18 protein-coding genes are annotated in these 24,307 nt (G+C 63.0%); 10 read left to right on the top strand and 8 right to left on the bottom strand.

Translation table 11 applies throughout. The annotated features are described in order from the left end of the window. Nucleotides 1-106: 106 nt before the first annotated feature. Together ACSSV3_RS00405 and ACSSV3_RS00400 are read right to left on the bottom strand one after the other, a co-directional pair. Nucleotides 107-2,866: a [protein-PII] uridylyltransferase gene (locus ACSSV3_RS00405; RefSeq protein WP_354325170.1), complete on the bottom strand. Its 2,760-nt coding sequence runs from the start codon at nt 2,864-2,866 to the stop codon at nt 107-109. A gap of 66 nt (nt 2,867-2,932) precedes the next feature. Further along, nucleotides 2,933-4,648: a class I adenylate-forming enzyme family protein gene (locus ACSSV3_RS00400; protein ID WP_354325171.1), complete on the bottom strand. Its 1,716-nt coding sequence runs from the start codon at nt 4,646-4,648 to the stop codon at nt 2,933-2,935. A gap of 195 nt (nt 4,649-4,843) precedes the next feature. Here ACSSV3_RS00400 and lgt point away from each other — a divergent pair, with 195 nt between their 5' ends. After that, nucleotides 4,844-5,740, top strand: coding sequence for a prolipoprotein diacylglyceryl transferase (gene lgt / locus ACSSV3_RS00395; protein ID WP_354325172.1), 897 nt, complete (start codon nt 4,844-4,846; stop codon nt 5,738-5,740). Beyond that, nucleotides 5,644-7,659 (top strand): class I SAM-dependent methyltransferase, encoded by a 2,016-nt coding sequence (locus tag ACSSV3_RS00390; RefSeq protein WP_354325173.1) that lies wholly within the window; start codon nt 5,644-5,646, stop codon nt 7,657-7,659. Before lgt ends, ACSSV3_RS00390 begins: the two co-directional genes overlap by 97 nt. Nucleotides 7,660-7,680: 21 nt before the next feature. Here ACSSV3_RS00390 and ACSSV3_RS00385 read toward each other — a convergent pair whose 3' ends face one another. Together ACSSV3_RS00385 and ACSSV3_RS00380 are read right to left on the bottom strand one after the other, a co-directional pair. After that, nucleotides 7,681-9,219 carry an ABC transporter permease/substrate-binding protein gene (locus ACSSV3_RS00385; RefSeq protein ID WP_354325176.1) on the bottom strand — a complete coding sequence of 513 codons (1,539 nt, stop codon included), beginning with the start codon at nt 9,217-9,219 and terminating at the stop codon, nt 7,681-7,683. After that, the gene (locus tag ACSSV3_RS00380) at nt 9,219-10,001 is read right to left on the bottom strand and encodes an ATP-binding cassette domain-containing protein (RefSeq protein WP_354325177.1); all 783 of its coding nucleotides are present in this window, start codon (nt 9,999-10,001) and stop codon (nt 9,219-9,221) included. The genes ACSSV3_RS00385 and ACSSV3_RS00380 overlap by 1 nt, the downstream gene beginning before the upstream one ends. Before the next feature lie 114 nt (nt 10,002-10,115). On the opposite strand from ACSSV3_RS00380, the gene ACSSV3_RS00375 reads away from it, so the two are divergent. From ACSSV3_RS00375 to ACSSV3_RS00350, 6 genes are all read left to right on the top strand, one after another. After that, the gene (locus ACSSV3_RS00375) at nt 10,116-11,282 is read left to right on the top strand and encodes an isovaleryl-CoA dehydrogenase (protein WP_354325179.1); all 1,167 of its coding nucleotides are present in this window, start codon (nt 10,116-10,118) and stop codon (nt 11,280-11,282) included. Continuing rightward, nucleotides 11,279-11,581 carry an alkylphosphonate utilization protein gene (locus ACSSV3_RS00370; protein WP_354325181.1) on the top strand — a complete coding sequence of 101 codons (303 nt, stop codon included), beginning with the start codon at nt 11,279-11,281 and terminating at the stop codon, nt 11,579-11,581. The genes ACSSV3_RS00375 and ACSSV3_RS00370 overlap by 4 nt, the downstream gene beginning before the upstream one ends. A 124-nt stretch (nt 11,582-11,705) precedes the next feature. Then, nucleotides 11,706-13,349 (top strand): carboxyl transferase domain-containing protein, encoded by a 1,644-nt coding sequence (locus ACSSV3_RS00365; protein ID WP_354325183.1) that lies wholly within the window; start codon nt 11,706-11,708, stop codon nt 13,347-13,349. 87 nt (nt 13,350-13,436) lie between these two features. Beyond that, on the top strand, nt 13,437-14,195 hold the full coding sequence (locus tag ACSSV3_RS00360; protein WP_354325185.1) for a flavodoxin family protein: 759 nt from the start codon (nt 13,437-13,439) through the stop codon (nt 14,193-14,195). Nucleotides 14,196-14,288: 93 nt separating this feature from the next. Then, nucleotides 14,289-14,918: a lysophospholipid acyltransferase family protein gene (locus ACSSV3_RS00355; protein WP_354325186.1), complete on the top strand. Its 630-nt coding sequence runs from the start codon at nt 14,289-14,291 to the stop codon at nt 14,916-14,918. A 123-nt stretch (nt 14,919-15,041) separates the two neighbouring features. Further along, complete coding sequence (locus ACSSV3_RS00350) at nt 15,042-15,683, top strand: hypothetical protein (RefSeq protein WP_354325187.1); 642 nt, start codon at nt 15,042-15,044, stop codon at nt 15,681-15,683. A gap of 7 nt (nt 15,684-15,690) precedes the next feature. On the opposite strand, the gene ACSSV3_RS00345 is transcribed toward ACSSV3_RS00350, so the two are convergent. The 3 genes from ACSSV3_RS00345 to gyrB are packed head-to-tail and all read right to left on the bottom strand — an operon-like array spanning nt 15,691 to nt 20,231. Beyond that, on the bottom strand, nt 15,691-16,467 hold the full coding sequence (locus tag ACSSV3_RS00345) for a M50 family metallopeptidase (RefSeq protein WP_354325188.1): 777 nt from the start codon (nt 16,465-16,467) through the stop codon (nt 15,691-15,693). Between the two features lie 5 nt (nt 16,468-16,472). Next, nucleotides 16,473-17,630, bottom strand: a complete 1,158-nt coding sequence (locus tag ACSSV3_RS00340) for an AI-2E family transporter (protein ID WP_354325189.1) — start codon at nt 17,628-17,630, stop codon at nt 16,473-16,475. Nucleotides 17,631-17,657: 27 nt separating this feature from the next. Further along, on the bottom strand, nt 17,658-20,231 hold the full coding sequence (gene gyrB / locus ACSSV3_RS00335) for a DNA topoisomerase (ATP-hydrolyzing) subunit B (protein ID WP_454184725.1): 2,574 nt from the start codon (nt 20,229-20,231) through the stop codon (nt 17,658-17,660). Between the two features lie 105 nt (nt 20,232-20,336). On the opposite strand from gyrB, the gene ACSSV3_RS00330 reads away from it, so the two are divergent. Continuing rightward, nucleotides 20,337-21,764, top strand: a complete 1,428-nt coding sequence (locus tag ACSSV3_RS00330) for a M20/M25/M40 family metallo-hydrolase (RefSeq protein WP_354325191.1) — start codon at nt 20,337-20,339, stop codon at nt 21,762-21,764. 9 nt (nt 21,765-21,773) lie between these two features. Here ACSSV3_RS00330 and ACSSV3_RS00325 read toward each other — a convergent pair whose 3' ends face one another. Then, nucleotides 21,774-22,580 (bottom strand): PIG-L family deacetylase, encoded by an 807-nt coding sequence (locus ACSSV3_RS00325; RefSeq protein ID WP_354325192.1) that lies wholly within the window; start codon nt 22,578-22,580, stop codon nt 21,774-21,776. Between the two features lie 57 nt (nt 22,581-22,637). Between ACSSV3_RS00325 and ACSSV3_RS00320 the strand changes: the two genes are divergently transcribed. Next, the gene (locus ACSSV3_RS00320) at nt 22,638-24,194 is read left to right on the top strand and encodes a class I adenylate-forming enzyme family protein (protein WP_354325194.1); all 1,557 of its coding nucleotides are present in this window, start codon (nt 22,638-22,640) and stop codon (nt 24,192-24,194) included. The last annotated feature ends 113 nt before the right edge of the window (nt 24,195-24,307 follow it).

The raw sequence follows: 24,307 nt of genomic DNA, 5'->3' as shown, positions 1-24,307 counted from the left end.
CCCCTCCCTTGAGAATTTTGTTCTTTGCGTATCGAAATGCAACCGAGACATCCGCAACGCAAACTATTACTCAGCCGCCCGGCAAATTTTCCGGCACCTGTTGCTTCTATGCCTCTTCCATCTCCGCTTGCCGGCGATCACTCGCCGCGTCGAGCAGTGCCGCTTCGATATCGGCCAGCCGTTCGGGCGCTTTTACCTTTTCGCCAGTCAGATCGGTGACATAAAACGTATCCGCTGCCGCTTCGCCATAGGCGGTGATATGCGCCGAATGAACGATCAGGTTGGCCTTATACAGCGCATGGGCGAGGCGGTTGAGCAGCGCCGGACGGTCGCGCGCGGTCACTTCGATCACGGTGAAATTGTTCGACGCGTCATTATCGAACCCGACGCGCGGGGCGACATCGAAGGCGCGCGCGCGCGAATGGGCGAGCGGGCGCGCCGCCAGCTTGGGCACCAGTTCGATCCGGGCGAGCAGCGCGTCGCGGATACCCTTGGCGATGCGGTCCATCTGCGCGGCTTCGCGGAATGGCTGACCGTGCTGATCCTGCACCAGAAAATTGTCGAAAGCATAGCCGCTTTTGGCGGTGTGGATGCGCGCATCGATGATATTTGCGCCCGCCACGTGGATGCCGCCCGCCATGCGGTAGAACAGCCCCGGATGGTCAGCCGCGATCACGCTGACGCGGGTTGCACCGCGCGTCTCGTCAACCTCGCAGTGGATCGAAAGTTGTTCGCCCGCCGCGCGCGCGGCATCATATTGGGCAAGGTTGCTGGCGATGATGTCTTCGGGCTCGGCAATCCAGTAGGCATCGCCCAGTAGCGCACCCGCGCTGTCGACCAGATCATCGCGATCGCCCAGCAGCCGAGCGACCGCATCTTTCCGGGCGGCGACCCGCTGTTTGCGCCCGGTGCCCTTGTGGCCCAGCCGCAGGCGTTCCTGGGTGGCATCGTAAAGCTCACCCAAAAGCTGCGCTTTCCAGCTGTTCCAGGTGCCCGGCCCGACCGCGCGGATATCCACCGCGGTCAGGATCGCGAGATTGCGCAGCCGTTCAAGGCTTTGCACCTCGCCCGCGAAATCCTCGATCGTCTTGGGGTCGGTCAGATCGCGTTTCTGCGCGGTGCGGCTCATCAACAGGTGTTGCAGAACCAGCCAGGCGACCAGATCGGTTTCCTTCTGGTCGAGGCCAAAGCGCGGGCACAGCCGGTGCGCCACATCCGCCCCCAGCACCGAATGATCGCCGCCGCGCCCCTTGGCGATATCGTGCAGCAGCACCGCGACATACAGCGCCCGGCGCGAGGCGAGCTTGGGAAATTCGCGGGTGCCTCGCGGGTGATCGGCGGCGAGCAGCCCGCGTTCAATCTGGCTCAGCAGGCCGATCGCGCGGATGGTGTGTTCATCGACCGTGTAGTGGTGATACATATCGAACTGCATCTGCGCATTGACGCGCCCGAAATCGGGCACGAACCGGCCAAGCACCCCAGCCTCGTTCATCCAGCGCAGCGCAGGTTCGGGGTCTTTGCGTCCGGAAAGCAGGCTTAGGAACAGCGCATTGGCGCGCTTGTCACGGCGCACCTTGCCATCGATCAGCTTGGCATCGCGGCCAGCAAGTCGCATGGTTTCGGGGTGCACTTCCAGCCCTTCGGCCTCTGCCAGTTGAAACACTTCGACCAGCCGCACCGGGTCTTGTCGGAACCAGTCATCGCCCGGCGCGCGCAATCGCCCGCCGTCGACGACATAGCCCTTGAATGCGCGCTTGCGCTGTGTCCACCCGGCAAAGAACCCGGTGCGCGGGCGTTTTTTGGCGAACTCCTCGTCAAGATGGGCCAGGAACACGCCGGTCAGGCTGCCGACCCGTTTCACCTGCAGGAAGTAATACTGCATGAAGCGTTCGACCGCGCTTTTGCCGGGGCGATCAGCAAATTGCATCCGTTCAGCCACGGCGCGTTGCAGATCGAAGGTCAGGCGATCCTCAGCCCGGTCGGCAAGGATGTGCATATGGCAGCGCACCGCCAGCAGAAACCCTTCGGCCCGGCGGAAACTGCGATATTCGGATGCCGTCAGCAGCCCGACGTCGACCAGTTCGGCGGCACTGCCGACGCGGTGGACATATTTGCCGATCCAGTAGAGCGTTTGCAGGTCGCGCAGTGCGCCTTTGCCTTCCTTGATGTTGGGTTCGACGACATAGCGGCTGTCGCCCATCCGTTTGTGCCGCGCGTCGCGTTCGGCCAGTTTCTGGGTGAGAAACTGGCGCTCGCTGCCCTTGACGACCTCGCCCCAGAACCGCGTGCGCAGTTCTTCGTAAAGCACCTGATCGCCCCACACCAACCGCCCTTCGAGCAGCGCGGTGCAGATGGTGAGATCATCCTTCGCCATCCGCATCGTGTCGATCACCGTGCGGCTCGAATGGCCCACCTTTAGGCCCAGATCCCACAGCAGATACAGCATCGCCTCGATCACCTGTTCGCACCACGGCGAACGGCGCATCGGGGTGATGAAGGCGATGTCGATATCTGAATGCGGCGCCATTTCGGCGCGCCCGTATCCGCCCACCGCCAGAATCGCGAGCCGTTCAGCCGCAGTGCGATTGGGGACGGGGTAGAGATGCGTGGTGACGTGATCGTGGATCACCCGCAGCAGTTGATCGGTCAGGAAGGAATAGCCGCTGGTGACATCGTGCCCCGCCGATGGCGCTGCCGCCAGCCTGCGCACGAGTTCGGCGCGGCCATCGTCAAGCGCGCGGCGCAGCGCCTTGACGATATCGCCGCGCGCCCCCTCGCCGCCCGCCGCAAACAGCGCGGCGACCTGCTCTGCCAGGGCGCGCCGGTCAATGATCGCGCGCTGATCGGGGACACGCCGGGGCTTCATGCCAAGGCGCTCTGCATCAGCCCGCCGACCCGGCGTTTGGTAATGCGACCCGCACAGATCAGCGGATCAGGCCGTCGCCGTGGCATTGGTATAACGCGCCTTGACTGCGCGCTTGTCGATCTTCTGCGTGCCGAGCCGGGGTAGCGCCTCGTCAGTGATCCATATCTGATGTTCGAGCGGCACCTTGAACGGCGCGATCCGTTCGAGCAGGAAGGCGCGCAGCTGTCCGGGGGTGATCGCGGCATGACCATCCTTCATCCGGTATACCGCCGCCGGGACTTCGCCAAAGCGTTCATCGGGCAGGCCGAATACCGAACATTCGCCGACATCGTCATGCGCATAGATCGCGTCTTCCACCTCGATGCAGGTGATATTCTCGCCGCCGCGGATGATGATGTCTTTCTTTCGGTCAACAATGAACAGGTAGTCGTCTGCGTCGAGATAGCCCAGATCGCCGGTGCGGAAGAAGCCGTTGTCGGTAAAGGCCGCCGCGGTTGCTTCGTCATTCTTCCAGTATCCGCGGAAATTGGCGACCGATCGGATGCAGACCTCACCCACTTCACCATTGGCAAGTTCATTGCCCGCATCATCCAGAATGCGCAGATCGACCATCGGTTTTGACGGGCGCCCGGTTGAACCCGGCTTGGCGAGGTAATTTTCGTTGAAATTGCCGCAGCCGATGGCGTTGGTTTCTGTCAGACCATAACCGAGCAGCGGGAAGGCACCGGGGAAGGCTTCCTTGATCCGGGTGACGTGTTCAACCGGGCGCGGCGCACCGCCTGCGGCGAAGCTCTTGCACGCCGACAGGTCGTAATTTTCGCGGTCGGGGTGATTGGCAATTTCGTAGCTCATCAAAGGCACACCGACGAAATAGGACACCTTTTCCTCTGCCATCAGCCGGATCGCTAGCCCTGCGTCCCATTTCGGCATCAGCACCAGCTTGCGCCCGATCGCGAAGCTTTGCAGCATCAGCGGCACTTCGCCCGTCACGTGGAACAGCGGCACCGCGACCAGTGCGCAGGGCTGATCGCTCAACACGTCGCCCTGGCTTTCCAGATGCACCTTGGCCATCGCGCTTTGGCAGACATAGTTCATGATGGCGTTGACAACGCCGCGATGATCCGACCACGCGCCCTTCGATTTGCCGGTCGAACCCGAGGTGTAGAGGATGGTGGCCATGTCATCCGGGCCAAGCATGCCCAGCATCGCCATCGCCGCGCTGGTGCCTTCGGGCACGCGCCAGATCTGCGCAAGCCCTTGTGCGGGCTGATTGCTGTGAGTGAACAGCGCGAGCGCAGCCGGATGATCGCGCCCTTCAAGCCGTGCGGCGCGGCCTTCATCGGCCAGCACCAGTTTGCATTCGGCCAGATCGATTGCGTAGGCGAGCTCTTCTCCCGACGAAAAGCCATTGAGCAGCGTCGCGCAGCCGCCCGCCATGATGATCCCCATATAGGCGATGATCCAGTTGGCCGAATTGCGCGCGGCGATACCCACCCGGTCGCCCTTTTCGATCCCGTGATCGTGCACCAGACTTTCCGCCACGCAAGTGGCCGCCGCATAGGTATCGCCAAAGCTGAGCCGCACATCGCCATCGACGAGAAACAGTGCATCTTTGTGTTCATTGGAGAAATACGCAAAATAATGCGCCAGTGTCGGCGGAGCGGCGACGAAGGCAGGCATTTCCACGCCGTCGCGCACAAATGGCGCGGTGGCAAACGGCTGGCCCGGTGCGGTCAGGCCGGTAACGATCGCTTCAAGCGCATTGTCCAGTGGGGTGGGCATGCGGTGTCCTTCCTCTCTCATTTATAAACAAGTCCGGGCGCACATGGAGTGCGTCCCGGGCTGCGTGTCCCAAGCCTTGGTGGCAACCGAGCGCCCCTTCCCCTGCCCCGCGCGCTGTGCCAGAAGCGCCAACGCGGCAAGGGCCATGTCCGGCCCGCCGATACGACTTTCCATTGTCATTAAGAGGTTCGCCCCGTGCTGTCACTACTTGCCGTAAGCGGCGCTGCCGATCCGATCTACTGGGCAGAGCTGGGCCTGCGGCCGGGGATCGATCTGGGGTTTTTTACGCTGCGGTTCTATTCGCTGGCATACCTGATCGGGGTGATCTTTGCCTATTGGCACACATCAAAGATGCTCAAACAGCCCGGCGCACCGATGGCGCAGCGCCATGCCGATGATCTGTTTTTCTATTGCACGCTGGGGGTGATTATCGGCGGGCGGCTGGGCTATGCGGCGTTTTATACAGGGGGGGACACCGGCATCCCCAGCGCCTTCACGGATTTTTCGGGCGATGGTTTTGTCAGTTGGAAATTGCTGCGTTTGTGGGATGGCGGCATGGCGTTTCATGGCGGCCTGCTGGGCGTGGCGGCGGCGATGGCGTGGGTATCATGGCGCGACCGGCTGAATTTCATCCGGGTGGTGGATTATGTCGCGGTTGGCGTGCCGATGGGGATGCTGCTGGGGCGGCTCGCCAATTTCATCAATGGTGAACTGTGGGGGCGGGTGACCGACGTGCCCTGGGCGATGGTGTTCCCCGCCGCCGATGAACTGCCACGCCACCCCAGCCAATTGTATCAGGCCGGGCTGGAAGGGCTGGCGCTGCTGATCATCATGATGCTGCTGTTCTGGAAAACCCGCGCGCGCTATCGCCCCGGCCTGCTGGCGGGGGTATTCACACTCGGCATCGGAATGGCGCGCTTCGTTAACGAGTTTTTTCGTCAGCCTGATGCACAACTGGCTGACTTTGCCGCCCGGACCGGGCTATCGATGGGCCAATGGCTGACTATACCGCTGATACTGACTGGATTGATTGTCGTGTTCTTCGCGCTGCGGAACAAACCGCTGGCGAGCGGGGGCGTGCAACCGACCTGACCGCCGAGCCGGGGGCTGGCGGTGCGCGCGCGTGGAAAAGCGCGCTACGGCTGATCGATCCCGAGCCTGAGGCTGATCGCGAAGCGGCGCGCGCGGCGGCAGAAGCAGCCGCCCGCGCCAAGGCGGACGCCGAAGCCAAGGCGCTTGCCGAGCAGCAAGCCCGTGAGCAGGCCCAAGCCGAGGCGGAGGCCAAAGCAGCTGCCGAAGCGCAGGACAAGGCCCGCCGCGAAGCCAAGGCCAAGTTAGAAGCCGAGGCGCGCGCCCGCGCCGAACGCGAAGCACGCGAACGGGCCGACGCCGAAGCCAAGGCCAAGGCAGAAGCCAAGGCCAAGGCAGAAGCAAAAGCTAAGGCGGACGCTGAAGCCAAGGCTGCCGCCGAAGCCAAGGCTAAGGCAGAGGCCGAAGAAAAGGCACGCAAGGAAGCCGAAGCAAAGGCCAAAGCAGCGGCCAAAGCCAAGGCCGAGGCTGAAGAGCTAGCTCGCCGCAAGGCCGAAGCTGAGGCCAAGGCCGCCGCCGAGGAACAGGCTCGCCGCGAAGCCGAAGCGCGCAAACAAGCCGAAGCCGAAGCGCGCGCCAAAGCCAAGGCCGTCGCAGAAGCAAAAGACCGCGCGGCAGCCGAGGAGAAAGCGCGCCGCGCAGCCGCGGCGCGCGCTGAACGCGAGGCTCGCGAAAAGGCCGCTGCCGAAGCCAAGGCCGCTGCTGAAGCCAAGGCCAAGGCCAAAGCCAAGGCCGAAGCAGAAGCCAAGGCCAAGGCAGAAGCCGAAGAGCGTGCTCGTCTGGAAGCCGAAGCTGCCGAAGCCGCTGCCTTGGCCGCCGCCCAACAAGCCGCCACCGAAGAACAGGCCCGGCTCGAAGCCGAAGTCGCCGCGCGCGCCAATGTTGATGTCGGCAAGACCCTGCGCCGCCTGATCCGCGAAACCGGCCCGATCAGCCTTGCGCATTACATGGGCGAAAGCAACGCGCGCTATTATGCCAGCCGTGATCCGCTTGGCGATCAGGGTGATTTCATCACTGCGCCCGAAGTCACCCAGATGTTCGGTGAACTGGTCGGGCTATGGCTGGCGGATCTGTGGGTGCGGATGGGCAGCCGCAAACACATCCACTATGTCGAACTTGGCCCCGGTCGCGGCACGCTGGCGCGCGATGCGCTGAGCACGGCGGCGCGCTATGATTTCGTGCCGCAGGTGCATTTTGTCGAAACCTCGGCGACCTTGCGCAGGCTCCAGCGCGAGATATTTCCCGGCTGCCATCACCACCACGACCTTTCGACCTTGCCCGATGATGCCCCGCTGCTGGTTGTCGCCAACGAATTTTTTGATGCATTGCCGGTGCATCAACTGGTGCGCTCGGCCGACGGCTGGTTTGAACGGGTGGTCGGGCTGGAAGGCGACGCCTTCACCTTTGGCACAGGCAAGGAGCGGATGGATCACTTGGTGCCATCAGGCTGGGCGCGCGCCAGTCAGGGATCGATGATCGAAACCAGTCCGGCGGCCGTAGCGGTGATGGGCGAGCTTGCGCAGCGCCTGACCAATCAAGGCGGGGCGGCGCTGATTATCGATTATGGCCAGACCGAATTGCGCGCCGGATCGACCTTGCAAGCGCTCAAGGCGCATCAGAAGGTCGATGTCTTCGCGCATCCGGGTGATGCCGATATCACCGCGCATGTCGATTTCGAACTGCTCCAGCAGATCGCCCGTCAGCACGGCGCTGACGTGATGGGGGTGCAGATGCAGGGCGAATGGCTGCGACAGATGGGGATCGATACGCGGCTGGAAGCGCTCCAGCGGCGCAATCCCAAAGAGGCAGACAAGCTCAAACGTCAGCGTGATCGGCTGGTGGAATCAACCCATATGGGCACCTTGTTCAAAGTGCTCGGTATGTGCGGGCGGCGCTGGCCGTTCGGGGTGGGGTTTGAATAAGACCCTGATACTCGGCCTGCTCTAAAGACCCGCTTTTACCGCCAATTGTGCCGCCGCCGCCTTGGGCGTCATTTTCGCCGCATCCTCACGGTCAACCGCCAGATTGGCCTCGCGCATCGCCTCAACACTGATCGCGCCGATCAGCGGGGTTAGCGCGGCGATCACGCCTTGATCCTGCGCAATCCGGGGCGACAGCATCAGCATCGCGTCATAGCTCGGCAGCGCGCCCTTGGGATCGGCCAGCACCACCAGCCTGTCAGCCGTGATCCGCCCGTCAGAGGTATAGGCGCTGATCACATCCGCCTCGCCCGATTGTAGCGCATTATACATGAACGTCGGCGCGAAATTGCGCGTTCCGGCGAAGCGCAAGCCATAGGCATCGCGCACCGCGATCCATTCGGGCCGCTCGAAAAACTCCGGGTCGCCGCCCACCGTCAGACGCGGCGCGACGGCGACCAGGTCGGTGAGCGAGGCCACCCCCAATTCCGCCGCCCGATCTTCGCGCATGGCAAAAGCATAGGCGTTTTCAAACCCCAGACGGCCCAGCACCCTGACCCCGTTGGTGCGCCACTCCCATTCGCGGATGGTTTCATACATCGCCTCACGCCCCGGATTGTCCGCGCGTTTGAGGTAATTCGTCCAGACCGTGCCGGTGTAATCAACCGAGATATCGATGGCGGAGGACGCGACCGCAGAATGCACCACCGCGCTGCCCAGCCCGTCGCGATATTCGACCGCGTAACCCGCCGCCTCCAGCCGAGCGCCGATCAATTGGGCGAGGATATATTGTTCTGAAAACTGCTTGGACGCGATCACGATGCGGCGATCATCACTGCCCGCATTTTGCGCCCACAGCGCGGCGAGGATGCCCAGCATTACCACCGCCATCCCGCCAAAGGTCATCCAGCGCGAACGCCTGGCCAGCCCGACCTCGATCACCCACAGCAGGTTATCCGCCGCCAGCGCCAGCCCCGCGCTTGCCACACAGCCCGCCAGCACCAGCGCCCAGTTCTGGGTTTGCAGACCCGCGAAGATCGGATCGCCAAGGCTCGGCTGGCCGATGGTGGTGGCGAGAGTTGCTGCGCCAATCGTCCACACGCTCGCGGTGCGGATGCCCGCCATGATGAAGGGCGCGGATAGCGGCGCTTCGACCAGCGTCAGTTTCTGCCAGCGGGTCATGCCCACCCCGTCTGCCGCCTCCAGCACGCCGGGGTCGAGATTGGCCTGCGCCGTAACCGCGTTGCGCAGGATCGGCAGCAGCGCATAGAGCGTCAGCGCCATCAGCGCGGGCAGGAACCCCAGTGTCGGCAGGCCTTGACCGAACACCGCGCGCAAGCTGAGCAGCAGCGGGAAGAACAGCGCCAGCAGCGCCAGCGCGGGGATGGTTTGCACCAGACTCGCCAGCCCCAAGGTGATCCGCGCCACCACTGGCGAACGGCTGGCCCACACTGCCATCGGCAGCGCAATCAGCATGGCGAGGCCAATCGCGCTGGCCGAGAGCACCACGTGCGCGGCGAGCTTGTCACCCAGACCGGGGAGGATGTCCCAGATATCGCCCATCAGGCACCCCTATCCTTGGGGCCTTCCATCGCGGCGAGGCGTTCGGCCTGTTCGCGTGGGACAGCGACGAGACCCTGCGCCACGTCGCCGCCTTCCCCCGCCAGCAGCGCACGCGGGGTTTCATCGGCGACAATCCGCCCGCCATCCATCACCAGCACCCGGTCCGCCAGCAGCAAGGCCTCGGCCATGTCATGCGTCACCATCACCGTGGTGAGGCCCAGCGCCCCGTGCAATTCACGCACCTTGTTGCCGAGCGCCGCGCGGGTGACGGGATCAAGCGCGCCGAAGGGTTCATCCATGATCAACAGTTCCGGTTCCCCCGCCAGCGCCCGCGCCACCCCGACCCGCTGGCGCTGCCCGCCGCTGAGTTCATCGGGCATCCGGCACGCCATCGCGGGCTCGAGTTCGACCAGCTCCAGCAGTTCGGCGATCCGTTCAGGTGGCAGTTTCTCGCCCGCCAGCCTTGGCCCGATGGCAATGTTTTCGCCAACCGGGAAATGCGGGAACAGGCCCACCCCCTGAAACACATAACCGACCCGGCGGCGCAGGCGCGCAGGGTTGAGGGCGCTCACATCCTCGCCGCCGAACAGCACCCGGCCTTCGGTTGGCGCGACCAGCGTGTTGACCGTTTTGAGCAGCGTCGACTTGCCCGATCCCGATGCGCCCACCAATGCCACGAAACTGCCCGCCGCGATGTCGCAGGTAACGCCGCCGACCGCAGTGATATCGCCAAAGCGGCAGATCACACGATCAAACAGCAGAATGGGCGCGGCGGCAGTCATCGGCGCGGGGTTAGCGGTGATCAGGCGATTGTGCCAGCTTTGCCCGATTGGCCTTTGCAGCGCTGCTTGCTATGCGCATTGCCAGAACAATCATTACGCAGCCGGGAACAAATCATGCGCGCCACCCCCGATTTCGACTTCCAGCTTGGCGAGGCCGCCGAGATGATCCGCGACACCACCGCGCGCTTCGCCGATGAACAGATCGCGCCCTTGGCTGACCGCACCGACCGTGAAGACCGTTTCCCGCGCGAATTGTGGGAGCCGATGGGGGCATTGGGCCTGCACGGCATCACGGTTGAGGAAGAATGGGGCGGGCTGGGGCTGGGCTATCTCGAACACGTGATCGCGGTGGAAGAAGTCAGCCGCGCCAGCGCCAGCGTCGGCCTCAGCTACGGCGCGCATTCCAACCTCTGTTTGAACCAGATCCGCCGCTGGGGGAATGACGAGCAGAAGGCGAAATACCTGCCCAAGCTGATCTCTGGCGAACACGTCGGCAGCCTCGCCATGTCCGAAGCGGGCGCGGGGTCGGACGTGGTTTCGATGAAGCTGAAGGCCGAGGAAGTTCAGGGCGGGTATGTGCTCAACGGCACCAAGTTCTGGATCACCAACGCGCCCGAGGCCGATACGTTGGTGGTCTATGCCAAGACCGATGGCCACGCCGGATCGCGCGGCATCACCGCCTTCCTGATCGAAAAGGGCGACGAGGGTTTTGCTATCGGCCAGAAAATCAGCAAGGTCGGCATGAAAGGCTCGCCCACGGCAGAGCTGGTGTTCAGCGATTGCTTCATCCCCGAAGACCGCATCATGGGGCCGCTGAACGGCGGGGTCGGCGTGCTGATGAGCGGGCTGGATTACGAGCGCGTGGTTCTGGCCGGATTGCAGCTCGGGATCATGCAGGCCTGCCTCGACACGGTGATCCCCTACCTGCGCGAGAGGAAGCAGTTCGGGAAGCCGATTGGCTCGTTCCAGCTGATGCAGGCCAAGGTTGCCGACATGTATGTCGCCCTGCAATCGGCCCGTGCCTACACCTATGCGGTCGCCAAGGCGTGCGATGCGGGTCAGACGACGCGGTTCGATGCGGCGGGGGTGATTTTGCTCGCGAGCGAAAACGCCTTCAAGGTGGCTGCCGAGAGCGTGCAGGCGCTGGGTGGGGCAGGCTACACCACCGACTGGCCGGTGGAACGCTATATGCGCGACGCCAAGCTGCTCGACATCGGCGCGGGGACGAACGAGATCAGGCGAATGCTGATCGGGCGAGAATTGATTGGAGCAGCAGGATGAGCGACGACGACTACGTTTACGACGAAGCGAGCGGGGAGTGGATGGCTGCGTCCGAACTCGCCGCCAAGCGCGCCGCGGAGGACGCGGTCGAGGTGCGCGATGCAGTCGGCAACCTGCTCGCCGATGGCGATGCGGTGACGCTGATCAAGGACTTGGAGGTCAAGGGCGCGGGCCAGACGCTCAAGCAAGGCACCCTGATCAAATCGATCCGCCTGACCGGCGACGCGCAGGAAATCGACTGCAAATATCCCGGCATCAAGGGCCTTGTGCTGCGCGCCGAGTTTGTGCGGAAGCGGTGAGCGGAAGCCAAACCAAGCTTGTCACCCTGAACTTGTTTCAGGGCCCATCGCGCAAACTGGAACAGTTGTTGCGGGTGGAGAAATGGATGCTGAAACAAGTTCAGCATGACGGAGAAAATTCGACATGACCGCCCCCACCCTCACCACCAAACTCGACCGTGAAAGCCCCGAGGCGAAGGCCCGCTTCGCGCATAACCTCGCGCTGGCGCAGCAGCTTCGCGCCGCCGTGGCCGAAGCCGCGCTGGGCGGGCCGGAGAAGCATCGCGAGCGGCATATCTCGCGCGGCAAGCTGCTTCCCCGCGAGCGGGTGGAGCGGCTGCTTGACCCCGGTTCGCCGTTCCTCGAAATCGGGCAACTCGCGGCGAACGGGATGTATGAAGGTGACGTCAACGGCGCCTCGATCATCTGCGGGGTGGGGCGCGTGTCGGGCCGCCAGTGCATGATCGTGTGCAATGATGCGACCGTGAAGGGCGGCACCTACTACCCGATGACGGTCAAGAAACACCTGCGCGCGCAGGAGATTGCGCAGGAGAACCGCCTGCCGTGCATCTATCTGGTCGACAGCGGCGGGGCGAACCTGCCGCATCAGGCGGAGGTCTTTCCCGATCGCGACCACTTCGGGCGCATCTTCTTCAATCAGGCGAATATGTCGGCGCTGGGCATTCCGCAGATCGCCTGCGTGATGGGGAGCTGCACCGCAGGGGGCGCATACGTCCCCGCCATGTCGGACGAGAGCGTGATCGTGCGCAACCAAGGCACGATTTTCCTTGCCGGCCCGCCGCTGGTGAAGGCTGCGACGGGCGAGGAGATCAGTGCCGAGGATTTGGGCGGTGGCGATCTGCACGCCAAGAAATCGGGCGTGGTCGATCATTTGGCCGAGAATGACGAACACGCGCTCACCATCGTGCGCGATATAATCTCCCACTGCGCCCCCGCGCAGGCGGGGGCCTCCCGCGGGTTGCACGAGATCCCCGCCTCTGCGGGGATTCACCCCGGGATCAAAGACCCCCGCCCGCCAAAGTTCGACGCCGAAGACCTCTACGCCCTCATCCCCGATGATGTGCGCGCGCCCTATGACGTTAAGGAAGTGATCGCGCGGCTGGTCGACGGCAGCGAATTCCACGAGTTCAAGGCGCACTACGGATCGACGCTGGTGTGCGGCTTCGCCCATATCTGGGGGATGCCGGTCGCGATCCTTGCTAATAATGGCGTGCTGTTCAGCGAAAGCGCGGTCAAGGGCGCGCATTTCATCGAACTCGCCTGCCAGCGCCGCATTCCGCTGCTGTTCTTGCAGAATATCAGCGGCTTCATGGTCGGCGGGAGATACGAAGCGGAAGGCATTGCCAAGCACGGGGCGAAGCTGGTGACCGCCGTGGCCACCGCGACCGTACCGAAAGTCACCGTGGTGATCGGCGGCAGCTTTGGCGCGGGCAATTACGGGATGTGCGGGCGGGCCTATTCCCCGCGCTTCATGTTCACCTGGCCCAATGCGCGCATTTCGGTGATGGGCGGGGAGCAGGCGGCGAGCGTGCTGGCCACCGTCCACCGCGACGCCGACAGCTGGACCCCCGATGAAGCCGAGGCCTTCAAGGCCCCGATCCGCCAGAAATACGAAGACGAAGGCAACCCCTACTACGCCACCGCCCGCCTGTGGGACGACGGCGTGGTCGATCCGGTGCAAACGCGCGATGTACTGGGGCTTGCTTTTGCGGCGTGTCTTGAGGCACCAATTGCAGAAGCGCCCCGCTTTGGCGTGTTTAGGATGTGAGGTTTCCGCGTCCGCTCGTCACCAGCGCAAGGGAACCCGTTCCCCTTTCAAGCGCTGGTTCCATAAACAGCAACGGGAGGACAGCATATGGCACTCAACCCCAAGCAGACCGAATTGTGCGAAACAAACACGCATGATTTCACCGATCTCAGGGCGGTCTTCATCAACTGCACCCTAAAACGCGATGAGAATGCCTCGCATACCGGGCTTCTGATGCGTGTGGCGCAGCACATCATGGAGAAGAACGGGATCGCGGTCAGCACAGTCCATCCCGCTTCGTTGCGCATAGCCACCGGCGTGCAACCGGACATGACCGAGCATGGCTGGGAGCATGATGACTGGCCGCAGGTATGGGAAACAGTGGCGGCGGCCGACATCGTTGTTCTGGGCACGCCCATCTGGCTGGGCGAAGAAAGTTCACTGTGCCGTCTGGTTATTGAGCGTCTTTATGCCATGTCGGGAATGCTCAATGAAAAGGGGCAGAGCATTTATTACGGCAAGACAGGCGGCGCGGTGATTACGGGCAACGAGGACGGCATCAAGCATAGCGCGATGACAATCCTGTATGCGCTTCAACATCTCGGCTTTGTAATTCCGCCGCAGGCCGATTGTGGCTGGATCGGCGAGGCAGGGCCTGGCCCCTCTTATGGTGATAAAATCGGAGACGAAACGATCGGCTTCGACAACGATTTCACCCAACGCAACACGACAATTATGACTTGGAATCTGATGCATCTGGCCCGGATGATGAAAAATGCAGGCGGCATTCCCAACCACGGCAACAATCGCAAGGCATGGGAGGCGGGCTGCCGCGCGGATTTCGAAAATCCCGAACACCGCGCATAAGCGGCGAAAGGCAAGCCGTCAGTCGCTTGAATACCTCTCGCATTCCGCAACGTAACTGTTAGTCAGAAACGCTAGCGAAGAGGGGTCAGGCACTTGCTACACGACGAAATCCGCAAGGTCGGCTGGCTATCGCGCATTGTGCGCCGGATCATTCTCGTGATCTATCACCTAAGAGGCTGGAAGATCGACGGCGGCCTGCCCCGCCACCTGAAAAAATACGTGATCGCGGGCGCGCCGCATACTTCCAACTGGGATTTCGTGTTCTTCACCGGCGCGACACACGAAGAAGGTATCAAGCCCAACTTCATGGGCAAGCACACGCTGTTCACCGGCATCATGCGCAACTTCATGCTCGACATGGGCGGCATCCCGATTGATCGCCGCAAAAGCACCAACGCCACCCAGCAGGTTGCGGCCGAATTCGCCGCCCGCGATGAACTGGCGCTGGTGATCGCGGTCGAAGGCACCCGCAAATCGGACGGCAAGTGGAAATCCGGCTTCTACCACATCGCGCGCGCGGCCAATGTCCCGATCGTCCCCGCCTTTGCCGATAATGCCAACCTGATCGTCAGTTTCGGCCCGCCAATGTTGCCGACCGGCAATTATGGCGAGGACTTGCTGAAAATCGCCGAGTGGTTCCGCGCAAAGCTGCCCGATTACGAGCGGTTCAAAGTGCTTGAACAGCAGGCGCGCGATATTATCGCGGGCAAAAACGATGTTTGAACTGCCGGAAACCGCGCTAATCGACCAACCGCCCTGTTTCGCCGCACAAATGGCAAGTCGCGCCCTTTAAGCCTGCGTCCGCTTCGCCTATGTTGCATCCCAGCAAAGGAGGCGCGCTGACCCATGGCTCTCAACCCCACCCTACGCGAGGAAGAGCGTGAGCGGATTGCGCGCCATGTGCTCGATCTGGTGAAAGAGCGCGGATCAGAGATTCCGTGGACTATCGCCATGGCCGAAAGCGGGCTGACCCGCGCACGGTTCGAAGCCCTGTTTGCCGATTATGACGATCTGTTCGATGCGATCGCGCAGACTTGGCTCGCCCCGCATATGGCGGTGATGGAGGAGGTGCTGGCAAGCAATCTCCCGCCGCCGCGCAAGATGTTCGAATTCTTCCGCCGCCGCTTCACCATCTCGCAGGCGCGGTTCCGCGAAGACCCCGAACATTTCACCATTCTGTGCGAAATGGGCGCGGCCAATTTTGAAAAGGTGCGTTCCTATGTCGATCTGGCCGATCACTACCTGTGCGAGCTGATTGCAGAAGCCCAGGCCGAAGGGTTCTTTGCGGGGCTGGAAATTGATGAGGCGCTGTCGCTGATCAACCAGATGATGTCCAACTACACCCTGCCCGATGCGCTGATCTATCTCGGTGAGAAGCTGACCGAGCAGAAACTCGCACGAATCGTCGACACGATGTTTATCGGATTATCGGGCGAGACTGGCCCGGATGCTTCGGGTGTCAACACGCTGAAAGTGGCGTCGTTCTGAAAGCGCCCTAGTCCCGGCGGAACTGCAGCACATTGGCGGGCAGTTTGCGCGGCGGCGGACGCAGGCGCTGTTCGGCGAGCGCATATTTGAGCGCCGCGCCCACCATCAGCGCCGATACCAGCAGGATCGCCGCCGCCCAGAACCAGTGAGGCAGGCCCATTTCCGCAGCGATTTGTCCGGTGTCTGACAGTATCGATTGCCCCTCGATCACGGCCTGTTCGGTGAACAGGTAATGGAAATCGCGCAGCATGCTCATCGCCCCCAGCACACCTAAGAATTGCAGGGTAAAGCGCACGAACCCAGGCGATGCGCGCCATGCAACCAGCACCAACACCGCCGCCACCAGCGGCAGCATGGTATAACCGACTGGCGACCGCACCCAGATCGCCACGCTCGCCAGAATCGCCGCCGCCGATAACCACAGCACGGGGCGCCACAGCCGCGGATGCGCGCTGGCGACGATCAGCAGGGCTCCGACCGCGCTCGGCGCCAATGGCCCGCCTGCCGCAATTGCGGCGAGCGTGAAGCGCGAGGCATCAGCCGCGACCTGGCTCTGCGCGACGCCCGAGCCGCTGGCAAAGATCATCAATTGCTGAAATTGCTGCCCCAGCGCCAGCGCAGTCAGCCCATGGCCCATTTCGTGAAACCAGGTTGTCAGGATGGCGAAGGGATAGATCAGATAGGTGCCAAATGGCAGCGCAGGCAGCATCACCACCACCAGTCCGGCCAGCACCAGCCGACCGACCGCTTCACCCTGACTGCCGGGGGTAACAAGCGATCGCATCGGCCTCAGCCAGCCTCGGCAGGCGCGGGCCCTGCGTCCTTGTCTTCGGCATCCGGAACCCGCCCGGTCACATCGACCGTGATCCGCAGCGCTTCCTCGTCCTCGTCACGCTGTTCGCGCAGGATCGACCAGCTGGCCAGAAACAGTCCGGCCACCAGCGGGCCTAGGACAATTCCCGAAAAACCCGCCATGCTGATCCCACCCAGAGTCGTGATGAGGACGATCCAGTCAGGAATACCAGTGTCGCGCCCGACCAGTATCGGGCGCAGCACATTATCGGCCGAGGAGATGATGAAGAACCCGGTCAGCAGCACGAACAGGCCCTGCCAGTAATCACCGATCAACAGCAGGTATAGTCCCGCCGGCAACCACACCGCGCCCGATCCGATCACCGGAACCAGCGCAAAAATCGCCATGATCACCCCGAACAACAGCGCCGATGGCACGCCCGCAATCATCAGCGTGATCGTGCCGAGTGCGCCCTGCACCAACGCCACCACGCCGGTGCCCTTGATCGTCGCGCGCACGATCCCGAGGAATCGTTCAGCCAGACGTTCGGCAATGCTGCGCTCAACCGGGATCGCCCGCATCACCGTGCGTCCGATCCGCTCGCCATCGCGCAGCAGGAAATACATCACATAAAGCGCAACGCCGAACGACAGGAGGAAGCCGAGCGCGCCGCTGCCGATCGAAACCGCCTGACTGGCAATCATCCCGGCGCTTTCGCTGAGCAATTCCTGTATCCGCGTCTGGACATTCGCCATGTCGGCCCAGCCGCTGCGGTCGATCGCTTCCTGCGCGGTTGACGGCAGCGCGCCGTAAACAGAATTGAACAGCGCGGCCAGATCCACCGGTTGCTGCTGCAAGGCGGCGACCAGTCTGATCGCTTGCTGCGCCACCAGCGCGGCGATCCACAGCGCGGGAACCATCACGACGAAGAAAATCACCAGCAGCGATACCCCCGCCGCCGGATTGCGCCGCCCCCCCATTCGCCGCAGGATATTGCGATATAGCGGCTGGAACATGATCGCTGCCAGCCCCGCCCACAATAGCGGCTGGGCAAACGGCAAGATGATGACCGCCATCAACAGGCTGACCACCGCAAGGATTATCAGGAAGCTTGCGTGCTGCAATTCCTCGGTGCGGTGCGGCTGTTGATTCATGGCCTTCGGTTCGTTCCCTGTAAGTGCCTAAACGTCGAGGTTCGCCACGTTGAGCGCATTATCCTGAATGAATTCGCGGCGCGGTTCGACGACGTCACCCATCAACCGGGTGAAGATTTCGTCGGTGACATCGGCATCCTCGACCTTGACCTGCAACAGCGCGCGGTTGTCGGGATCGAGCGTGGTTTCCCATAATTGTTCCGCGTTCATCTCGCCCAGCCCCTTATAGCGGCTGATCGAAAGGCCCTTGCGACCGGCGGCGAAGATCGCATCGAGCAGCTGCGTCGGGCGGCTGATCGAACCGTCAAACGTGGCGGCAGGCGCGGGGGCGGCTTCCTCAGCCTCTCCGGCCAGCGGATCATCGCTGGCGGGCGCCGCTTCCGGCTCGTCAGCGGCGGCATCGCCTGCGCGCACCAGTTGGACGGGCGAGGCGTAGGCATCGGCCTGCGCCGCGGCGAGCCCGTGGAGCTTGTGGGCCTCGGTGCTGGACAGGAACCGCGCGTCGATTTCGTGCACATCAGTGACCCCGCGCCACAGGCGTTCGAAAATCACCGAGCCATCGTCGCGTAGCGATGCGCTCCACCGGGCTTCACGGTCGCCTGCACCCAGTCGTCCGGCGGCACGGGCTAGTGCCGCAGTCAGCGCCTCTCCCGCCAATCCGGGTTCGAGCGCGCCGACCAGCGCCATCTGTTCGACAATTCCGCTATCATAACGGCGCGGCACGAAGGTCAGCAGGTTCTTCAATCGCAGCGCCTGATCCACCAGCGTGCGCAAATCCGCCCCGCCGCGTGCGCCGTCTGCGGTTTCCAGCACCCGGCCTTGCAGTCCGGCATCGACCAGATAGCGATCGAGCGCAGGCTGATCCTTCAGGTAAACCTCGCTACGCCCCTTGGCGACCTTGAACAGCGGCGGCTGGGCGATGAACAGGTGCCCGGCGCGGATGATATCGGGCATCTGGCGGTGGAAGAAGGTGAGCAGCAGCGTGCGGATATGCGCGCCATCGACGTCAGCGTCGGTCATGATCACGATCTTGTGATAGCGCAGCTTTTCCAGATTGAATTCATCGCGGATGCCGGTGCCCATCGCCTGGATCAGCGTGCCGACTTCCTTGGACGAAATGATCCGGTCAAACCGCGCGCGTTCGACATTCAGGATCTTGCCCTTCAATGGCAGGATCGCCTGCGTTTTGCGGTCACGGCCCTGTTTGGCGCTGCCACCGGCAGAATCGCCTTCGACCAGGAACAGTTCGGACTTGGCGGGATCGCGTTCCTGACAATCGGCCAGCTTGCCGGGCAGGCTGGCGATGCTCATCGCGCCCTTGCGGCTCATTTCGCGGGCGCGGCGGGCGGCTTCGCGCGCGGCGGCGGCGTCGATCACTTTCTGGATGATCGAGCGCGCATCGGCCGGATTTTCCTCCAGCCATTCGCTCATCTTCTCACCCATCAGCGCTTCCAGCGGCTGGCGCACTTCGGAGGAGACGAGTTTATCCTTGGTCTGGCTGCCAAATTTGGGATCGGGCAGTTTCACGCTGACAATCGCGGTCAGGCCTTCGCGCATATCCTCACCCGACAGGCTGACCTTCTCCTTCTTCAACATCCCCGAACGCTCTGCATAATTATTGAGCGTGCGGGTCAGCGCGGCGCGGAACGCGGCTAAGTGCGTGCCGCCGTCGCGCTGCGGGATGTTGTTGGTGAAGGCGAGCACGTTTTCGTAATAGGAATCGTTCCATTCCAAGGCGACATCGATCCCGATGCCGTCTTTTTCCGCCGAGACCGAAATCGGTTCGGGGATCAGTGCCTGCTTGTTGCGGTCAAGATATTTGACGAAAGCCGCGATCCCGCCTTCGTAATAAAGATCATGTTCGAGCACGTCCTCGTGGCGCAGATCGCGCAGCTTGATCCGCACGCCCGAATTGAGGAACGCCAATTCGCGGTAACGGTGTTCGAGCTTTTCGAAATCGTACTCGGTAACGTTCTTGAAGGTGTCGTGGCTGGCCTTGAAGGTGACGCGGGTGCCTTTTTTGAGGCCATTGTCATCGCCATTGCTGGCAACCGGCGGCGCATCGCCGGTGACCACCAGCGGGGCGACCGCATCGCCATGTTCAAACCGCATCCAGTGCGACTTGCCTTCGCGCCAGATCACCAGTTCGAGCCATTCGGATAGCGCGTTGACCACCGACACGCCGACGCCGTGGAGGCCGCCGGAAACCTTGTAGGCATTGTCGTCAGAGGTGTTTTCAAACTTGCCGCCGGCGTGCAGCTGGGTCATGATGACTTCGGCGGCAGACACGCCTTCTTCGGTGTGCATCCCGGTAGGAATACCGCGCCCGTTATCTTCGACAGACACCGAACCATCGGGGTTCAGTTCGATCAGCACGAGGTCACAATGGCCTGCCAGCGCCTCGTCAATCGCGTTGTCGCTGACTTCGAACACCATGTGGTGCAGGCCGCTGCCATCGTCGGTATCGCCGATATACATGCCGGGGCGCTTGCGCACTGCGTCAAGGCCCTTGAGGACCTTGATCGAATCCGCGCCGTAGTCACCCATTTGCTTCTGGTTCATAGGTGTGCTGGCGGGACTGTCGGGAGGGGTTTCGCTCATACCGATCATATAGGCACGAGGGGGCCATTCCGGAAGCCGCAGTGGCCGCTTTCATCCACAGGCGAATTCGTTATGACAGCCTCGAAGTTATCAGGGAGTGCTGACATGAAGAAGCCGATTACCGCCCTTGCGGCTGCCGCTCTGGTCGCTACGCCGCTGGCAGCACAGACGCCAACCGGCACCATGGGCGATTTGCGCCCCGATCAGCAGCAGTTCTTTGCTCTTTACAAGGAGCTGGTTGAAACCGACACCACGGTGTCCAGCGGCAGTTGCACCCAGGCATCGGCGCAGATCGCCACCCGGCTCAAGGCAGCCGGTTTTGCCGATGACCAGATCACCCAGTTCTCGGTTCCCGAGCACCCCAAGGATGGCGGGCTGGTAGCTGTGCTGCCGGGGACGTCAAAGTCGCTCAAGCCGATGCTGCTGCTTGCTCACATCGACGTGGTCGAAGCCAAGCGCGAGGATTGGGTGCGCGAACCGTTCAAGCTGATCGAGGAAGGCGGCTATTATTACGCGCGCGGGATCGCCGATGACAAATTCATGGCCGCAGCCTGGGCCGACACGATGATCCGGCTGAAGGAGGCCAACGCCAAGCCCAAGCGCACGATCAAGCTGGCGCTGACCTGCGGCGAGGAGACCGACACCGCATTCAACGGGGCGCAGTACCTGTCCACCAAAAAGCGCGACCTGATCGATGCCGCGTTCGCACTCAACGAAGGCGGCGGCGGGCGCACCGATGGCAAGGGCCATCTGCTGGTCCAGACCGTGCAGGTTGGCGAAAAGGTCTATCAGGACTACAAGCTGGTGGTGACCAATCCGGGCGGGCACAGCTCACAACCGGTGCCCGACAACGCTATCTACCGGCTGGCGGCGGCGCTCGAAAAGATCGGTGCGCACGAATTTCCGGCCGAGCTCAACGACACCACCCGCGCCTTCTTCGCCAAGGCGGGCGCTTTGCGGCCCGATGCACTGGGCAAGGCGATGGTCGCGCTGACCGAGAACCTCGACAACCCTGAGGCGATGGCGCTGGTCAACCAGGACAAGGCGATGCATTCGATGCTGCGCACGACCTGCGTAGCGACGATGATCGAAGGCGGGCATGCGGTCAATGCGCTGCCGCAGCGGGTCGAATCGAACGTCAACTGCCGTATTTTCCCCGGCCATAGCCCCGCCGAAATCAAGGATCAGCTGGCCGCTGTGGTCGATGACAACGCGGTCGCGATTTCGTTTGCGCGGGCTGACAAGCCGATCGCCACACCCCCGCCGCTCGATCCCGCAATCACCGGTCCGATGGAAGCGCTGGCGGCGAAGTATTTTCCCGGCGTGCCGGTGATCCCGGCCATGTCGACCGGAGCGACCGATGCAGTTTACATCGGCAGTGCGGGGATCCCCACCTACGGCGTTCCCGGCGCATGGGGCGATCCTGACGGCAATGGCGCTCATGGCCTCAACGAACGGCTAGAGGTCAAGGCGGTCTATACCGGACGCGATTACCTGTTCGACCTGGTCAAGGCGTTGGCGAATCCGAAATAGGCGGGTGGTTCACTCCGCCGGTTTGGCGGGTGGCCAGTTGAACGGTCGCCCAAATGCTTCGCGAAAATGCACCTTTCCCTGCCAGATCGTGGCGTCGAACAGCGGCATCATCCCGGCGCGGGTGGCGGCGTCGAACTGGGTTTCGTGGCACTGCGCAGCGGCGCTGGCGGCGGCGAGATCGGCGGGAGTGTAGGCGATGCTTTCGGTCAGCAGCGCAGGGTCGGTGGTGGCCCATTGCGCCATTTCGGGCACCGGCGGCAAGCGTCCGGCGGGGATGCCGACATAAAGCAGCTTGGGGCGGGTCGCGGTGGGCATGGCCTGCACGACCTGTGTGGCAAGCGCGCTCACCATGCGGTGGTCGGCGTGCCCATAGCCGCCATCGGGCCCCCAGGTGAGGATCAGGTCAGCATCGGCGACCTGCGCGGATATTGCGGCAACGAGCGTGTCCGCTTGGGCCACCCTTCCGCGCGCTTCCTGCCATAGCCGCCCGTCACCCCAGCCAAGGTTGTCCACCACCGACACCCCCAGCGCCGTGGCTGCGCACTGCGCCTCTTGGCGGCGGATCTTCGCTAGCTGTTCGCCCGGAGCAAGATCAGAAACGCCCGGCCCGGCATCGCCCGCAGTGGCATGGATGATGGTGACAAAATGACCCTGCCGCGAAAGCGCAGCGAGCGCAGGCGCCATCGGCAGTTCGTCATCAGGGTGCGCCAGCACGGCGGTCACCCGCAAATGCTCGGCAACCTGTTCCTGCGCGCTTCCCACTGCCGGGGCTGTTACCAATGCGGCCAGTGCTGCCACTATTGCTTGCCGGATCATCCTCACCCTCCTTCCAAACCCTTTGCGCTTGGCTTTGGCCCGGTTATGCAGATTTGCATGAACACAGCAATCATGACCGCCCACCTCGCCGAACCCTTCGGCTCCTTCCCCGATATCCTGATGGAATGGTCGCAGATCAAGGGGGATGACCTCGCCCTGATCGACGAGCGACGCGAAGTGCATTGGGCCGAACTGGCTGGGCTGATCGAGCGGCTGGCGGCGCGGCTGGTTGAGACCGGATTGCAGCGCGGGCAATCGGTGGCGATCCTTGGCACCTCCAGCGTTGAGTATGCGCTGGTGTTCCTCGCCGCGGTGCGCGCGGGCGGGGTGGCTGCGCCGCTGACGACCAGCGCCTCGCCCGAACAGCTTGAAGGTATGGCGAAGGACTCAGGCGCGATCCATCTGTTCATCGACGCGGCCAAGTCAGCGGAACTCGGCCCCGATTTCATGGCCGACCTGATCCGCGTGCCGCTGGAAAGCATCGATACGTGGATGGCCCCGCCGGGTGCCCGCGCGCCCGCGTTCACGCCCGACCTCAAAGACCCGTTCAACATCATCTATTCCAGCGGCACCACCGGCATTCCCAAGGGCATCGTCCATTCGCACCAGATGCGCTGGCGGCAGTTTGCGACGACTGGGCTGTCGTTTCTGGAAGCCGGGATAGCTGTCCGCTCGCTCGCTTCGACCCCGCTCTATTCCAACACCACGATGGTCGCGTTTCTGCCGGTGCTGCTGGCGGGCGGCTGTGTGCGGGTGATGGGCAAATTCGATTGCGCCAAATGGCTCGCCCATGCGCAGGCTGACCGCACCACCATCACCATGCTGGTGCCGGTGCAGTATCAACGGCTGATGGATTTTGCGGATTTCGACAGCTTCGACCTGTCGGCGCTCCAGCTCAAATATTGCACCTCCGCCCCCTTCCCGGCGGAATTGAAGCGCGAGGTGCTGCGGCGGATGCCGGGCGCGCTGATCGAGATTTATTCGATGACCGAAGGCGGCGTCGTCTGCCTGCTGGCGTGCCACGAATTCCCCGACAAGCTCCACACCGTGGGCCGCCCCGCGCCGGGCAGCGAGTTGAAGGTTCTTGATGACGATGACCGCGAAATGCCGCCCGGCACGCCGGGCAACCTTATCGGCCGCAGCCTGACCATGATGAGTGGCTACAAAAACCGCCCGGACAAGACACAGGAAGCGCAGTGGATCGATCCTGCCACGGGTGAGGCGTGGATGCGGATGGGCGATATTGGCCGGGTGGACGCCGATGGCTTTGTCGAACTGGTGGGCCGCGCCAAGGACATGATCATCTCGGGCGGGTTCAATATCTACCCCAGCGATCTTGAGGCGGAATTGCTGAAAGAGGCGGGCGTGGTCGAGGCTGCGGTGGTGGGCGTGCCGTCACGCAACTGGGGGGAAAGCCCGGTCGGCTTCGTCGTGCTGAACACTGGCGCGGGCGACTGCGATGCGATCATGGCGGCGGTGAACGCGCGGCTGGGCAAGACCCAGCGGCTCGCTGCGCTCTACACCATCGCCGAAATGCCGCGCAGCCACATCGGCAAACTGCTCAAAAGCGAGCTGCGCGAAGAAGCCGAGCGGCTGGTTGGAGATGCGTTTTGAGCGCCCGCAAGTGCAGCATATATCGCTCGATTAGACGTCAACCATAAAATGCAAGCGGGTTGACGGAGAGCCAATAATTTGCAGACTGCCGACGGGGTTATCGAAGGGGACAA

This window comes from Porphyrobacter sp. MBR-49, from assembly GCF_053628655.1.
Note: the sequence above shows the minus strand (reverse complement) of the source record. Positions and strands in the feature narration are given on the sequence as shown.